The organism is Ralstonia sp. 22086 (assembly GCF_052045975.1).
Taxonomy (GTDB): Bacteria; Pseudomonadota; Gammaproteobacteria; order Burkholderiales; family Burkholderiaceae; genus Ralstonia; species Ralstonia wenshanensis.
Map to the genome: position 1 here is coordinate 993826 of NZ_JBQEPZ010000001.1, position 13638 is coordinate 1007463.

General features: G+C 64.2%; 10 protein-coding genes, 1 tRNA gene and 2 pseudogenes. 4 read left to right on the forward strand and 9 right to left on the reverse strand.

Features of this window, described 5'->3' with window-relative positions; genetic code table 11:
- From parC to ACTJK6_RS04660, 6 genes and pseudogenes are all read right to left on the reverse strand, one after another.
- Positions 1-2343, reverse strand: a complete 2343-nt coding sequence (gene parC / locus ACTJK6_RS04635; RefSeq protein WP_440838429.1) for a DNA topoisomerase IV subunit A — start codon at positions 2341-2343, stop codon at positions 1-3.
- A 49-nt stretch (positions 2344-2392) separates the two neighbouring features.
- Positions 2393-3283 (reverse strand): lytic transglycosylase domain-containing protein, encoded by an 891-nt coding sequence (locus ACTJK6_RS04640; protein ID WP_440838430.1) that lies wholly within the window; start codon positions 3281-3283, stop codon positions 2393-2395.
- 16 nt (positions 3284-3299) lie between these two features.
- The gene (locus tag ACTJK6_RS04645; protein WP_232042333.1) at positions 3300-5285 is read right to left on the reverse strand and encodes a DNA topoisomerase IV subunit B; all 1986 of its coding nucleotides are present in this window, start codon (positions 5283-5285) and stop codon (positions 3300-3302) included.
- A 172-nt stretch (positions 5286-5457) separates the two neighbouring features.
- The gene (locus ACTJK6_RS04650; protein WP_420803921.1) at positions 5458-5763 is read right to left on the reverse strand and encodes a hypothetical protein; all 306 of its coding nucleotides are present in this window, start codon (positions 5761-5763) and stop codon (positions 5458-5460) included.
- A gap of 258 nt (positions 5764-6021) precedes the next feature.
- Positions 6022-6333 (reverse strand): annotated as a pseudogene (locus ACTJK6_RS04655) (ATP-binding cassette domain-containing protein); the annotation flags it as partial.
- A 201-nt stretch (positions 6334-6534) separates the two neighbouring features.
- Positions 6535-7518, reverse strand: a pseudogene (locus ACTJK6_RS04660) (ABC-F family ATP-binding cassette domain-containing protein); the annotation flags it as partial.
- Positions 7519-7541: 23 nt separating this feature from the next.
- Here ACTJK6_RS04660 and ACTJK6_RS04665 point away from each other — a divergent pair.
- Both ACTJK6_RS04665 and ACTJK6_RS04670 read left to right on the forward strand, forming a co-directional pair.
- On the forward strand, positions 7542-7748 hold the full coding sequence (locus ACTJK6_RS04665) for a hypothetical protein (RefSeq protein ID WP_147214153.1): 207 nt from the start codon (positions 7542-7544) through the stop codon (positions 7746-7748).
- A gap of 470 nt (positions 7749-8218) precedes the next feature.
- On the forward strand, positions 8219-9130 hold the full coding sequence (locus tag ACTJK6_RS04670; protein ID WP_440838431.1) for an amino acid ABC transporter substrate-binding protein: 912 nt from the start codon (positions 8219-8221) through the stop codon (positions 9128-9130).
- Between the two features lie 57 nt (positions 9131-9187).
- Here the strand turns inward: ACTJK6_RS04670 and ACTJK6_RS04675 are convergent, their stop codons facing one another.
- Together ACTJK6_RS04675 and ACTJK6_RS04680 are read right to left on the reverse strand one after the other, a co-directional pair.
- On the reverse strand, positions 9188-10162 hold the full coding sequence (locus tag ACTJK6_RS04675; protein WP_440838432.1) for a Kdo hydroxylase family protein: 975 nt from the start codon (positions 10160-10162) through the stop codon (positions 9188-9190).
- A 131-nt stretch (positions 10163-10293) separates the two neighbouring features.
- Positions 10294-10509, reverse strand: coding sequence for a hypothetical protein (locus ACTJK6_RS04680; protein ID WP_024976225.1), 216 nt, complete (start codon positions 10507-10509; stop codon positions 10294-10296).
- Between the two features lie 310 nt (positions 10510-10819).
- Here ACTJK6_RS04680 and ACTJK6_RS04685 point away from each other — a divergent pair.
- A tRNA-Arg gene (locus ACTJK6_RS04685) sits at positions 10820-10894 on the forward strand.
- 111 nt (positions 10895-11005) lie between these two features.
- Here the strand turns inward: ACTJK6_RS04685 and ACTJK6_RS04690 are convergent.
- Positions 11006-11194 (reverse strand): hypothetical protein, encoded by a 189-nt coding sequence (locus tag ACTJK6_RS04690; protein WP_012435166.1) that lies wholly within the window; start codon positions 11192-11194, stop codon positions 11006-11008.
- Between the two features lie 499 nt (positions 11195-11693).
- On the opposite strand from ACTJK6_RS04690, the gene ACTJK6_RS04695 reads away from it, so the two are divergent.
- Positions 11694-13592, forward strand: a complete 1899-nt coding sequence (locus ACTJK6_RS04695; RefSeq protein ID WP_440476160.1) for a DEAD/DEAH box helicase — start codon at positions 11694-11696, stop codon at positions 13590-13592.
- Positions 13593-13638 lie beyond the last annotated feature (46 nt).

Genomic DNA, 13638 nt, shown 5'->3' on the forward strand with positions numbered 1-13638 from the left:
TCAGGCGGCTGCCGGTGCCGGTTTCGGCAGGGAAAGCTTCGGATCGCGCAGCTTGGGCTCCAGCGTCTTGCCCTTGCGTGCGCGCTTGCCGGCGTACGGCTCTTGCGCGCGTGTCGTCAGGGTCTGTTCGACCGCCTTGCCGCCGCGCGGGCCGTTGCCCGAGAGCACGAAGCCTGCTGCACCGAAGGCCAGCGCCTGGAGCAGCGTTTCGTTCTTCTCCAGCTCCATCAGGATCACGCCGCGGCCACCGCTGGCGAGCGTCTTCAACTCGCTGATCTGGAACAGCAGCATGCGGCCGCCTTCGGACAGGCACGCCACGCCATAAGCGTCAGCCGGCACCGGCGCCGGTTTGTTGGGCTGGTCGCCCTCGTCCAGCGTCAGGAACGCCTTGCCGGCCTTCTGGCGGCCGACCATGTCGCCAACCTTGGCCAGGAAGCCGTTGCCGCCGCGCGTGGAGATCACCAGATTCTGTTCGGCGTGGCCCGCGAACGTGTGGGCGATGTGCGTGCCGGGCGCGAGTTCGATCAGCGTCGTCAGCGGCACACCATCGCCACGGCCGCCCGGCAGGTTGGCCACGGCCACGGAATAGACGCGGCCCGTGCCCTTGTCGTCGCGCGTGCCGAAGATCAGCAGCGCATCAGTGGTGCGGCATTCAAACGTGTCGTACAGCGTATCGCCCGCCTTGAAGGCGAACTGCGTGGCATCGTGGCCATGGCCCTGGCGCGTACGCACCCAACCCTTCTGCGAGACGATCACCGTGACGGGTTCGTCCACGACCTTCACTTCGGCAGCGGCACGGCGCTCTTCCTGGATGAAGGTGCGGCGGTCGTCGCCATATTGCTTCGCGTCGGTCTCGATCTCCTTGATGATGCGACGGCGCATCATGGTCTCGGACTTCAGCAGCACGTCCAGCTCGCCCTGCTCTTCGCGCAGGTTCTTCAGCTCCTGCTCGATCTTGATGGCCTCCAGGCGTGCGAGCTGGCGCAGGCGGATTTCCAGGATGTCTTCGGCCTGGCGGTCGCTCAGGTTGAAGACCTGGATCAGCGCCGCCTTGGGTTCCTCGCTCTCGCGGATGATGCGGATCACGTCCTCGATGCGCAGCAGCACCAGTTGCCGGCCTTCGAGGATGTGGATGCGGTCTTCCACCTTGCCCAGACGATGGCGCGTGCGGCGCGTGACCGTGGCAAAGCGGTAGGCAATCCACTCGCGCAGGATCTCGGCCAGGCCCTTCTGGCGCGGCCGGCCATCGGTGCCGATCATCACCAGGTTGATGGCCGCACCCGACTCCAGCGACGTATGCGCCAGCAGCGTGTTGGCAAATTCCTGCTGGTCGATGTTCTTGCTCTTGGGCTCGAACACGAGGCGCACCGGGGCATCCTTGCCGGACTCGTCGCGCACGGCGTCGAGCAACCCCAGCATGGTCTGCTTCATGGTGAGCTGATCCGGCGACAGCGACTTCTTGCCCGCGCGCACCTTCGGGTTCGTCAGCTCTTCAATCTCTTCCAGCACCTTTTGCGACGAGGTGTTGGGCGGCAGTTCGTTCACCACGAGCTGCCACTGGCCGCGCGCGAGTTCTTCGATCTTCCAGCGCGCACGCACCTTCAGGCTGCCGCGACCGCTCTCATATACCTGCGCAATGTCGGCTGCAGACGAGATGATCTGGCCGCCGCCCGGAAAGTCAGGACCCGGCATGTACTGCATCAGGTCGGTGCTGGTGAGCTTGTCGTCGCGAATGAGCGCCACGGTGGCATTCGCCACTTCGCGCAGGTTGTGCGACGGGATCTCCGTGGCCATCCCCACCGCAATGCCCGATGCGCCGTTGAGCAGCACGAACGGCAGGCGCGCCGGCAGCAGCTTGGGCTCATCCATCGAACCGTCGTAGTTCGGGATGAAGTCGACCGTGCCCTGATCCAGCTCTTCGAGCAGCAGACGCGAGATGGGCGTGAGGCGCGCTTCGGTGTAGCGCATCGCCGCCGCGCCGTCGCCATCGCGCGAGCCGAAGTTGCCCTGCCCGTCGATCAGCGGATAACGCAACGAAAAATCCTGCGCCAGGCGCACCAGCGCGTCGTAGGCGGATTGATCGCCGTGCGGGTGGTATTTACCCAGCACGTCGCCCACCACGCGCGCCGATTTGACCGGCTTGGCATCGGAGCGCAGGCCCATCTCGTGCATCGCAAACAGGATGCGGCGCTGCACCGGCTTCTGGCCGTCGGCCACCTCGGGCAGCGCGCGGCCCTTGACCACGCTGATGGCGTAGTCGAGGTAAGCGCGCTCGGCATAGGCGCCAAGCGTGAGCGCTTCGGCCGGCTCGCTGGGGTCGAAGAGGATGTCTTGTTGTTCCATGGAGGCTCAAGCGAAAGCGGCGCGCTTCAACGTTGCGGCGCCGCCAGGATCAATGTTGGGGTAGGTTCGTGGCCACGCCGGTGGCCGGGTCCAAGACGAGTTCGATGCGTGCAGGCCGTCCCGTACGGCCTGGCTTGCGCGTGGCGATGACGCCGTTGGCACTCACGTTCATCAGCCCAGGCACGGCGGCGACCGGGTTGTAGTAGCGATAGAACTGCAGCACCGTCTTCACGTAGTTCTGTGTCTCGGCGTAGGGCGGAATGTCGTTGCCGTGCTTCTGCACCGCGCCCTCGCCCGCGTTGTAGGCGGCCAATACGAGTTCAAGGTTGCCCGAGAACATGCGCAGCAGATCGCTCAGGTAACGCACGCCGGTGGTGATGTTCGTTTTCGGGTCGGCCAGCTTCTGTGCGGCCGTGCGGCGGGCGTCGCCCGTCACGCCGTAGCGCGCGCCGGTGTCCGGAATCACCTGCATCAGCCCGATTGCGCCCTTGGGCGACACGGCCTGCGGGTTGAAACCGGACTCGGCGGCAATCACGGCCTTCACCAGCGCGGGGTCGATACCGTGCTTACTGGCGGCCTGGCGGATCAGCGGCTCCACCGTCGGTACGTTCGGATGCTGCAGCACCGCGCGCACCAGGCGCTGGCGCATGCCGGCGGCGTTGTCGAGTGCATCGCGCTTGCTGGCGTTGAGATAGGCATCGGCGTCGGGCAGCTCGGTTGCCGGCAGGGCGATGGCGCTGTCGTCCTTGGCCTTGTCGTCGCCCTTGCTCGCCACCGCAGCGCCCTTCATGAACAGCACGTAGCGATCGTCCAAGCGTTCCGCCGCAAAGTGCGCGAGACCGTTTTCGTCGATGTAGCCGTAGACGTCCGCGCGCGCCGGCTGGCTGGCCACCAGGGCCAGCGCCGTCAATGCGAATGCGAAACGTACGGAAAGCTTCATCGTTGTCGGTCAGCGATCAGATGTCGGCTTCGACTTCATTGCCGCGCGCTTCCAGCCACGTGCGGCGCGCGCCGGCTTCGCCCTTGCCCATCAGCATGTTCATCATGTTGATGGTCTGGTCTTGGCCCAACTCGCCCAGCGCCACTGGCAGCAGGCGGCGCGTGTCGGGGTTCATGGTGGTTTCCCAGAGCTGCTCGGCGCTCATTTCGCCCAGGCCCTTGAAGCGGGAGATCTGCCAGGCGCCTTCCTTCACGCCATCCTTGCGCAGTTTGTCTTCAATGGCTTCGAGCTCGCCGTCGTCCAGTGCGTAGAGCTTCTGCGCGGGCTTCTTGCCGCGCGCAGGGGCATCGACACGATACAGCGGCGGGCGGGCCACGCACACGTTCCCGCGATCGATCAGCTGCGGGAAGTGCTTGAAGAACAACGTGAGCAGCAACACCTGAATGTGCGCGCCATCCACGTCCGCATCGGACAGGATGCAGATCTTGCCGTAGCGCAGGCCGGAGAGGTCGACCGCATCGTTCGGCCCGTGGGGGTCCACGCCGATGGCGACCGCAATGTCGTGCACTTCGTTATTGGCGAACAGGCGGTCGCGCTCGGTTTCCCAGGTGTTCAGCACCTTGCCGCGCAACGGCAGGATCGCCTGGAATTCCTTGTCGCGGCCCATCTTGGCCGAGCCACCAGCGGAGTCGCCTTCCACCAGGAAGAGTTCGTTGCGGGTGACGTCATCGGATTCGCAATCGGTCAGCTTGCCGGGCAGCACAGCCACGCCGGAGCCCTTCTTCTTCTCGACCTTCTGCGCGGCGCGTGTGCGCGCCTGCGCCTGCTTGATGACGAGTTCGGCGAGCTTCTTGCCGTGCTCGACGTGCTGGTTCAGCCACAGTTCCAACGCCGGGCGGCTGAAGGTCGACACCAGCCGCACCGCATCGCGGCTGTTCAGGCGCTCCTTGATCTGCCCCTGGAACTGCGGGTCGAGCACCTTGGCCGACAGCACGAACGAAGCGCGCGCAAACACGTCTTCGGACATCAGCTTGACGCCCTTGGGCAGCAACGCATGCATCTCGACAAAGCTCTTCACAGCCTGGAACAGACCTTCGCGCAAACCGGATTCGTGCGTGCCTCCCGCGGGTGTCGGGATCAGGTTGACGTAGGACTCGCGCACTGGCGAGCCCTCTTCCGTCCAGGCCACCACCCACGAAGCGCCCTCGCCGAATGCAAAACCCTCTTCGCCGAGCTTGTCGGGGTCGGCAAAGTGTTCGCCTTCAAACAGGGGAATCACCGGCTCGGCGCCGCTGCCTTGCGCAAGCGATTCGACCAGATAGCCGCGCAGGCCCTGGTCGTATTGCCATTCGAGCGTCTCGCCGGTTTTTTCCAGCGTGAGCGTGACCTTCACGCCCGGCAGCAGCACGGCCTTGCTGCGCAGCAAGCGCTGCAGCTCGGCCTGGGGGATGTTCTCGGAGTCGAAATACTTGGCGTCCGGCCACGCGCGTACGCGTGTGCCGCTCTTTTTCTCGCCGCGCTCGGCCTTGCGGGTGGCGAGCGGCTCGATCACGTCGCCGCCGGAGAACGCAAGCGTCGACACATTGCCGTCACGCCAGACGGTCACCTCCAGCCGTGTCGACAGCGCGTTCGTGACCGACACGCCCACGCCGTGCAGCCCGCCGGAGAACGCATATGCGCCGCCGCGGCCCTTGTCGAACTTGCCACCGGCATGCAGGCGCGTGTAGACGATCTCGACCACCGGCACGCCCTCTTCGGGGTGAATGCCGACGGGAATGCCGCGCGCGTCATCTTCCACACTCACGCTGCCGTCCTTGTGCAGCGTCACGGCAATCAGCTTGCCGTAGCCGCCCAACGCCTCGTCAGCGGAGTTGTCGATGACTTCCTGCACGATGTGCAGGGGATTGTCGGTACGCGTGTACATGCCCGGCCGTTGCTTGACCGGTTCCAGGCCCTTGAGGACCTTGATCGACGATTCGCTGTATTGGGAGGTTTTGCTCATGGAAGGCGGAAAAACTGACCAGGCTTGGGTCTGTCCCCAAGCACCGGGAATGCAGCGCGCATTGTAAAGGAAGCCGTCCTCAACAATGCGGAGGGATCGTCAGCGTTGGAATGCGACCCGGAACTCACATTCGCCCGACATCCCGCTGACATATTGCGTGGTTACTGCGGCGTCACACCGTGCCGGCGCGCTTTGCCTCCAGGGCTTCCCAGCGCTCCAGCGCCTCCAGCAGCTCCAGTTCGATGGCTTCGTGGCGCTCGGCAAGCTTTTGCGCGCGCTCCGGGTCGCGGCCGTAGATCGTGCCGTCTTCCAGTTCGCCGCCGACCTGCTTCTGCTCCGCCTCCAGCGCTTCGATGGTGGCGGGCAGCGCGTCCAGTTCGCGCTGCTCCTTGTAGCTGAGTTTGACCGTGGCGCGCTCGCGCGGCTTGGCCACCTCAGGTTTCTTCTCTTCGGCGACGGGCTTGGCGGCTTGCGCCATCTGCGCCGCGCGTGCCGATTGCGTCTGCCAGTCCGAGAAGCCGCCCACGTATTCGCGCCAACGGCCCTCGCCCTCTGCCGCAATCACCGAGGTGACGACGTTGTCGACGAAGGCGCGATCGTGCGAGACCAGGAATACCGTGCCGCTGTATTCCTGCAGCAGTTCTTCCAGCAGTTCCAGCGTGTCGATGTCCAGATCGTTGGTCGGCTCGTCGAGCACCAGCACGTTGGCCGGACGGGCAAACAGGCGAGCCAGCAGCAAGCGGTTGCGCTCGCCGCCCGACAGCGAAGCCACCGGCGAGCGCGCACGCTCGGGCGGGAAGAGGAAATCGCCCAGGTAGCTCATCACGTGCTTGCGCTGGCCGTTGACTTCGATCCAGTCGCTGCCCGGGCTGATGGTGTCGGCGAGCGACCGGTTGAGGTCGAGCTGCGCGCGCATCTGGTCGAAATACGCCACCTGGAGGTTGGTGCCGTTGCGCACCGTGCCCGAATCGGGCGCCAATTCGCCGAGAATCAACTTCAGCAGTGTGGTCTTGCCGACGCCGTTGGCGCCGAGAATCCCGACCTTGTCGCCGCGCATGATGGTGGCGGTGAAATTGTCGACGACGGTTTTGTCGCCGTAGCGCTTGGTCACGTCGATCAGCTCGGCGACGATCTTGCCGGAGCGATCGCCCTGCGAGACTTCGAGCTTGACGTTGCCCTGCACCTCCCGGCGCGCCTGGCGCTCCACACGCATTTGTTCCAGCCGCGCAACTCGGCCCACGCTGCGGGTGCGGCGCGCTTCCACGCCCTTGCGGATCCACACCTCTTCCTGCGCGAGCAGCTTGTCGAAGCGTGCATTTTCCAGCGCTTCAGCTTCCAGCTCCTGCACCTTGCGCGTCTGATACGCCGTGAAATTGCCGGGGTACGAGCGCAGCTTGCCGCGATCGAGTTCGATGATGCGCGTGGCCACGCGGTCGAGAAACGCGCGATCGTGCGTGATGAACAACACGCTGCCGCGGAACGCCAACAGCAAGTCTTCGAGCCAGCGGATGGAGTCGTAGTCGAGGTGGTTGGTCGGCTCGTCGAGCAGCAGGATGTCGGGCGCGCCCACCAGCGCCTGCGCAAGCGCCACACGCTTGGTCAGGCCGCCCGACAACGAACCGATGCGCGCGCCGGGCTGCAGGCCCAGCTGGGCGATCGTCGTCTCCACGCGCGTACGCAGTTGCCACGCATCGGCCGCTTCCAGTTGGGATTGCAACGCCTGCAGCTTGTGCAGCGCGTCTTCATCGTGGGAATCCCCCATCGACGTGATCAGCGCTTCGTATTCGGCAAGCAGGCCGGCGGCCTGCGGCACCCCCATCGCCACGGCTTCGGCCACGGTCTGTTCCGGATCGAATTCGGGCTCTTGCGGCACATAAGCCGACGTCACGCCGCTCTGGCGCGCGATCAGGCCGTCATCCGGCGAAGTCGTACCCGCCACGATCTTGAGCAGCGACGACTTGCCGGTGCCATTGCGGCCGATCAGGCCAACGCGCTCGCCGGCCTCCAGCGAGAAATCGGTGTGGTCGAGCAGCGCCACGTGGCCGAACGCCAGTTGCGCATCGGTAATGGAAAACAGGGCCATGCTGGAGTGAAAAGGATGCAGGCCGCGTGCGGCCGGAAGGCGCGTATTGTAGTCGCCCTGCGCGTCATCCATCGGCGGCATTGCGCTTGCAGATGCCGGTGCTATAACGCTTGTGCCGCCGGACTCGCTTTTTCCGGCCGCGCCATCCATACCGTTACAAAGGGGAAATGACGATGCGCGGACTCTTCGGGCTGTTGATCATCTTGATCGTGGCAGGCATTCCGGTGCGGCAGATTTTGCTGCGGACTGGCTTTTCACCGTGGTGGACGCTGCTTGTGCTGGTGCCGCTGGTGAACCTGGTGGCGCTGTGGGTTTTCGCGTTCTCGAACTGGCCGCGGCAGTCGTCCCAGCCGGGAAACGTGCTGCCGAATCAAAACTAAGCGAGCTCGAACGCGCAAGCGCCAAAGAAAACGGCCCGCTTTCGGCGGGCCGGAAGAGTCTCTCCTCGATGCCTTGCGAACAAGACATGGCCGGAGCATAGCGCCCCTGGTCCGTCTCGGGCAGTCGGGACAAACCCGGTAGGGAAAAACGCCTAACGCTAGGCCCGGTGCGGCTTCGCACTGCCGCAACGCACGCTGCGCCAAGCATGCACCCGGAGCAAGTCTATTGCGCCGGCCAAACCCTCTGCACGGTGCATTACGCACGCCTCATGTGCGCGACGCACCACTGCAAGGCACTCGCCATACATCGACTTTTAGAAGCCGGAATCCAGTCGTGCGGCCTGCTTACAACACCCAATTGCACAGGCCTGCAGGTTGCATCGCCGCGCCGTATCATGCGGCAGGCCCTCCGGTCACGAGCCGGGCATAACGATAACGTGGGCCGCCGATTCTTTCCGGGGGATACAACCATGCCGTTCTTCTCGCGCGCGCTGCCGGCTGCAGCGCAGCTCTTCGCTTCGCTTTCCAGTTTTGTACCGGGCACTGCCCTGGCCTCTTCCACACCGGTGCTCGACCGCATCCGTGATACGGGCACCGTCCGTGTCGCCTATCGCGAAAGCTCCGTGCCCTTCTCGTTCTACGACGCCGATAAAAAGCCCGTCGGCTATGCCGTCGACCTGTGCCTGCGCGTGGTCGACAAGCTGCGCACGGACCTGAAGCGGCCCGACCTGAAAGTGCAATACGTGATGGTCACGCCTTCGACACGGATGCCGGCCATCATCGAAGGCAAAGCCGACCTCGAATGCGGCTCGACCACCAACAATCGCGAGCGCCGCGAGAAGGTGGCATTCACGATCCCGCATTACATCGCGGGCATCCGCATGATTGTCAAAACGTCGTCGGGCATCCGCAGGTGGGATGACCTGCGCGGCAAGACCGTAGTCACCACCAAGGGCACCACCAGCGTCGCGGAATTGCGCAAGATGAACGACGTGCGCGTGCTGAACATGAAGTTTCTCGAAGCCAAGGACCACGCTGAATCGTTTGCGATGGTCGAAGCCGGCAAGGCTGACGCCTTTGCGATGGACGACGTGCTGCTCTACGGCTTCCGTGCCAACACCAAGACGCCAAGCGACTACGCGGTCGTCGGCGACATGCTGACGGTCGAGCCCTACGCGATCATGCTCAGCAAGGACGACGCCGAGTTCAAACACCTTGTTGATCGCGCGATGACCAACATCATCCTCGACTACGACGCCGACAAGCTCTACAAAAAGTGGTTCCAGCAACCGATTCCGCCGCACAGCGCAAAGCTGGATATCCCGATGAGCTTCCTGCTGCGCGACTCGTTCAAGTACCCGAGCGACAAGGTCGCCGATTGAGCGCAACGGGGTAATCGCGCAACGCCGCCCAGTCAGGCGGCGTTTTGCGTTGCGCAATCAGCGCTGGGCCGGCAGCATCGGCTTGTTGAGCAGGCGCGACAGGACAGCTTCGGGCGAATGGGTGCGGTCGGCAATGGCCGCCGGGTCAAGATAGAAAGTCTGCTCCATCATCGCGCGGCCACGCATTGCGGCATGCAATGCCTGATCGCTGAAGACCACCCACGTCGAACCCGGAGCGAATTCGAACGTCTGTTGCGGTGCCTCACGCTGATAGGCCAGATCCGCTTTCGCAAGATCGTGCAGCTGCAGCATGCGGTGGTCGTATTCAGAGCGTGGGCGTTTGGTGACGTGCAGCTTGTGCATCAGCCACGATTGGCCTGGGAGCATCCCACGCGTTTTCGGTACAAACCGCTGGGCGAAATCGGCAAAGGGTTCGCCGATGCGCCAGACGCGCGAGGCATCCGGATCGACATTGTGGAACACCCGCAAGAGACGCCGGCCGTGCAGAGGGTTCGACGGGAATGCGTCGACATGCAGGCGCGTGTCGTCCTTGCGCCAACTGACCGGCCGCCCGGCAATCTCGGCCGGCCGCAACGACGTGCCGGCCCGCCTCAAGTACGGGGCGTAGTCGGGAAACAGCGTCAGCACGAGGCACTCGGCAGCATCGGCGTAACGCCGGATCAGGGTAGCGAGATCGCGCAGATCGGCAGGGTGCCCGACGGCACCGCGCACGCGGGATTCGTTCGCGCGCAGGTTGATGTTCTTCGTCTTGCCATCCGACCAGCGTGCATCGAGAAAGCGCTGCTCCCGGGCATCCAGTGGGAAGTCGAGCGCCGGGAAGTGCAGCACATTGCCGCGCTCCAGCGCAGACCGCATGGCAGCCGCCTCATCAGACGTCACGGCGGGTGCCCATTCGCGCACCGGCCACGGCACGACCATGTCGATGGCGGGCGGCGCAGCGACGGCTCGCTGTCCGGAATGATGGTTGCGCGCCGGCGGTGTGGCGGGCACAAACCCTTGCATACTTCCCATGAACTTATCAATCGCTTACGTAAATATTTGCGAATGATAGAGCGCTTACCAACTCAGCGCATCGTCAGGAAACACAACGCATCATGTCTCAAGACATGTGCCGAGGTGTTCGCCGACGGGGGAGGCGGAATTTAGAGGAAGTGTTTGACGACCTGCTCTTCCAAGCCGACGAAGCGCACCAGTTGGCGTGAGCCGTCAGGAAATTGCTTGATGACGTGGCCGTCGGGGGTATCGGTGTGACGGAAATAGATCGGTCGATCAATCGTCCCGGGCCGATGCTTGGGAAGCAGACTTTCCAGCGACGGCTCCACCGTCCACGGATCGTCCCGTTCTTCGGATGTCAGCATGTTGGTCGCCTAGGGGTTTCTGAAAGGGGTGATGAAGCATAACTTCCGTGAACAATCGTGCAAAGTTCGTAATACTTAAATCTGATTCTTTGACCGATCGTTCGTTCGCTTTAGCGTTTGCTTCATCACAAGTGCGCTTGGACTGTGGGCCGCAACCTACAAAACCCGTGGCGTCATCATCGTTTCATATGACATCAGTAGCCGCTGTCGACGCCGCCTGCGACCCCGAGGTTGACTGGTCTTGGCTCTGCAAATTGCGTAGAATCGCGGCTCGCTCGGGCGGCCGTTGGCGTCACCCGGGGGTCGGTCACTCGCCGTAGCACAATGGATAGTGCACGCGCCTCCTAAGCGTGAGATACAGGTTCGATTCCTGTCGGCGGGACCAGCAGATAAACAAAGCCAGGCAACACGCCTGGCTTTTGTTTTCTTGCCCGCACAAAACAACGAGGCCCGCCACACGTGGGCGGGCCTATGGCTGCGGATGGCCCCGGGCCATCTAGGTCAGCACCGGCAGCGCTTCGAGCACGAGCAGCCCGATCAGCACCCCGATAATCGTCAGCAGCACGCGGATCCCTACCCGCGCACCTCGGATCACCAGTGGCGCAGAGGCCAGTCCGATCACGCCCGCAACACAGACGGCGAGCAACAGATACAGGTTGGAGAAGGCCATCGGGAATTCCATCATCCGCCCCTTTCCGGCTGTGAGCATAGCCGGCCTTTTTCAGTATAGGCCGCAGGTTCGATCCAGCAAGCGGTGACACGGGCAACTGCTCCGCACCGTTGGCATTTTTGCGCAGTGCAAAAATTCATGCTATAGTTCGTGGCTTGGCTGCTTACTGCCGTATTTTTCGGTCCGCGGTTGGCCGATGTGCCGGTTCAAACCGGCGCGCATCGCCTAAATCCCCGTCCGTTGCATGCATGCGCAGCCGATTGCCATTGTGCTTGGCATCGTCTCCGATCTCCCGCGTGGATTCCGCATCACGCCGAAGGGACCGCCGCCCCACCTCGCTGACCTGTTCAGCTTGAGGCCGGCCCACTCCCCCGCCTGTCCGTTCTGCAGCCCGTCTGTCGAACCGGCCTTATCCGATTGGCGCCGACGCCCGTGATTAACCGGTCGCCGTATCCCATTTCCGTCGTCTGCATCCGTTGATGCGGCGGCGCGGCAGCCTTACTACCTATTCGACATGACGCAGCCTCAAGACGGCAGCGGCGCTATTGCGCACGCTGAAGCCAGCAACACCAATACCGAAAACCTGATCGCCGAAGCCGCGACCCGTGCCAGCGCCTTTGCTGCGCTGGGCCTGGACGACCGCATCGTCCGTGCGCTGGGCGAAGTGAACTACATCACCCCGACGCCGGTTCAAGCGCAAGCCATTCCGGCTTGCCTGTCGGGCCGCGACCTGCTGGTCACGAGCCAGACTGGTTCGGGCAAGACCGCCGCGTTCATCCTGCCGGCCATCCAGCGCATCAGCGAGCAACCCGAGCCGCAGCGCCCGCGCATGGACGGCCCGCCGCAACGCATGAAGGGGCGCCGCCCCCGCCCGGCACCGGCCAAGCCGTCGCTGCTGGTGCTCACGCCCACGCGTGAACTGGCCCTGCAAGTGACCACCGCTACCGCACAGTACGGCCGCCATCTGCGCCGCATCGTCTGCGCGAGCATCCTGGGCGGCATGCCCTACCCGAAGCAGCTCGACATGCTGGCACGCATGCCGGACATCATCATCGCCACGCCGGGCCGCCTGCTCGACCACATCGATTCGGGCCGCATCGACCTGTCGGCACTCGACATGCTCGTCTTTGACGAAGCAGACCGCATGCTGGATATGGGCTTCTCGGATGACATCGAAGCCATCGTCGGTGCCACGCCGGCGACGCGCCAGATGCTGATGTTCTCGGCCACCATGGACCGCCGCATCGAACAACTGGCCGAGCGCATGATGCGCGAGCCGCAGCGTATCGAAATCGCCGCCGCGAAGATCGACCAAAGCAACATCGAAGAGCGCCTGCACTTCACCGACGACATGTCGCACAAGCAGCAGTTGCTGGATCACCTGCTGCGCGACGCGTCGCTCAAGCAAGCCATCGTCTTCACGGCGACCAAGCGTGATGCCGACTCGCTGGCCGAGCGCCTGACCGAGCACGGTTTCTCCGCCGGCGCCTTGCATGGCGACATGCACCAGGGCGCGCGTAACCGTACGCTGACGGCACTGCGCCGCGGTCAGTTGCGCGTGCTGGTGGCCACCGACGTGGCCGCCCGCGGCATTGACGTGCCGGACATCACGCACGTGGTCAACTTCGACCTGCCCAAGCAGGCCGAAGACTACGTGCACCGCATCGGCCGTACGGGCCGTGCCGGCCGCAGCGGGATCGCCATCAACCTGGTGAACCACAACGACACGTTCCAATGGCGCCGTATCGAGCGCTTCGTTGATCGCCGCATCGACGCATCGGTTGTCGAGGGCCTTGAGCCGAAGCGCTCGGCCAAGCCCCGCACTGGTGGCCCGCGTGCCGGCGGCGACCGGGGCGGCTACCGCGGAAACGGTGGCAATGGCGGCGGTTATCGCGGCCAGCGTGAAGGCTACGGCGCACGCCAAGGCAGCAACGGTGGCAATGGCGGTAACAGCGAAGGCCGCTTCCAACGCAGCTTTGGCGGCGACCGCGACGGCTTTGCTCCGCGCCGCGACGATCGCAACGGCAATAGCAACAGCAACGGCGGCGGCTACCAAGGCGCCCAACGCGAATGGAACCGCGACGACCGCGCCCCGCGTCAGTCGTATGGCCAAGGCCAGCAAAACCGTGGCGACTGGCAACAACGCCCGGCACGTACGCAAGGCACGCAAGACGGCAACCGTGGCTATGGCAACAGCGCCGGCAACAGCAACGGTGGCGGTTATGGCAATCGTGACGGCAATCGCGAGAGCTATGGCAACCGTGAGAGCGCCCCGCGTCGCTTTGGCGACAACAACGGCGGTAGCCGCTTTGGCGACGGTGGCAACGGCGCGCAGCGTCGCAGCTATGGCAATCGCGACGGCAACCGCGACAGCTACGGCAGCAAGGGCCGTTCGCGCGACTTCGATCGTTGATCGATGAGGGGCCATCTGTTCCGGATGGCCTTAGCAGACAGCCAAC

Bases quoted from the DNA above. Each gene is read 5' to 3' on its own strand.
- parC (WP_440838429.1), bottom strand. From the start codon at position 2,343: ATGGAACAACAAGACATCCTCTTCGACCCCAGCGAGCCGGCCGAAGCG.
- ACTJK6_RS04640 (WP_440838430.1), bottom strand. From the start codon at position 3,283: ATGAAGCTTTCCGTACGTTTCGCATTCGCATTGACGGCGCTGGCCCTG.
- ACTJK6_RS04645 (WP_232042333.1), bottom strand. From the start codon at position 5,285: ATGAGCAAAACCTCCCAATACAGCGAATCGTCGATCAAGGTCCTCAAG.
- ACTJK6_RS04650 (WP_420803921.1), bottom strand. From the start codon at position 5,763: ATGGCGCAAGCCGCCAAGCCCGTCGCCGAAGAGAAGAAACCTGAGGTG.
- ACTJK6_RS04665 (WP_147214153.1), top strand. From the start codon at position 7,542: ATGCGCGGACTCTTCGGGCTGTTGATCATCTTGATCGTGGCAGGCATT.
- ACTJK6_RS04670 (WP_440838431.1), top strand. From the start codon at position 8,219: ATGCCGTTCTTCTCGCGCGCGCTGCCGGCTGCAGCGCAGCTCTTCGCT.
- ACTJK6_RS04675 (WP_440838432.1), bottom strand. From the start codon at position 10,162: ATGGGAAGTATGCAAGGGTTTGTGCCCGCCACACCGCCGGCGCGCAAC.
- ACTJK6_RS04680 (WP_024976225.1), bottom strand. From the start codon at position 10,509: ATGCTGACATCCGAAGAACGGGACGATCCGTGGACGGTGGAGCCGTCG.
- ACTJK6_RS04690 (WP_012435166.1), bottom strand. From the start codon at position 11,194: ATGATGGAATTCCCGATGGCCTTCTCCAACCTGTATCTGTTGCTCGCC.
- ACTJK6_RS04695 (WP_440476160.1), top strand. From the start codon at position 11,694: ATGACGCAGCCTCAAGACGGCAGCGGCGCTATTGCGCACGCTGAAGCC.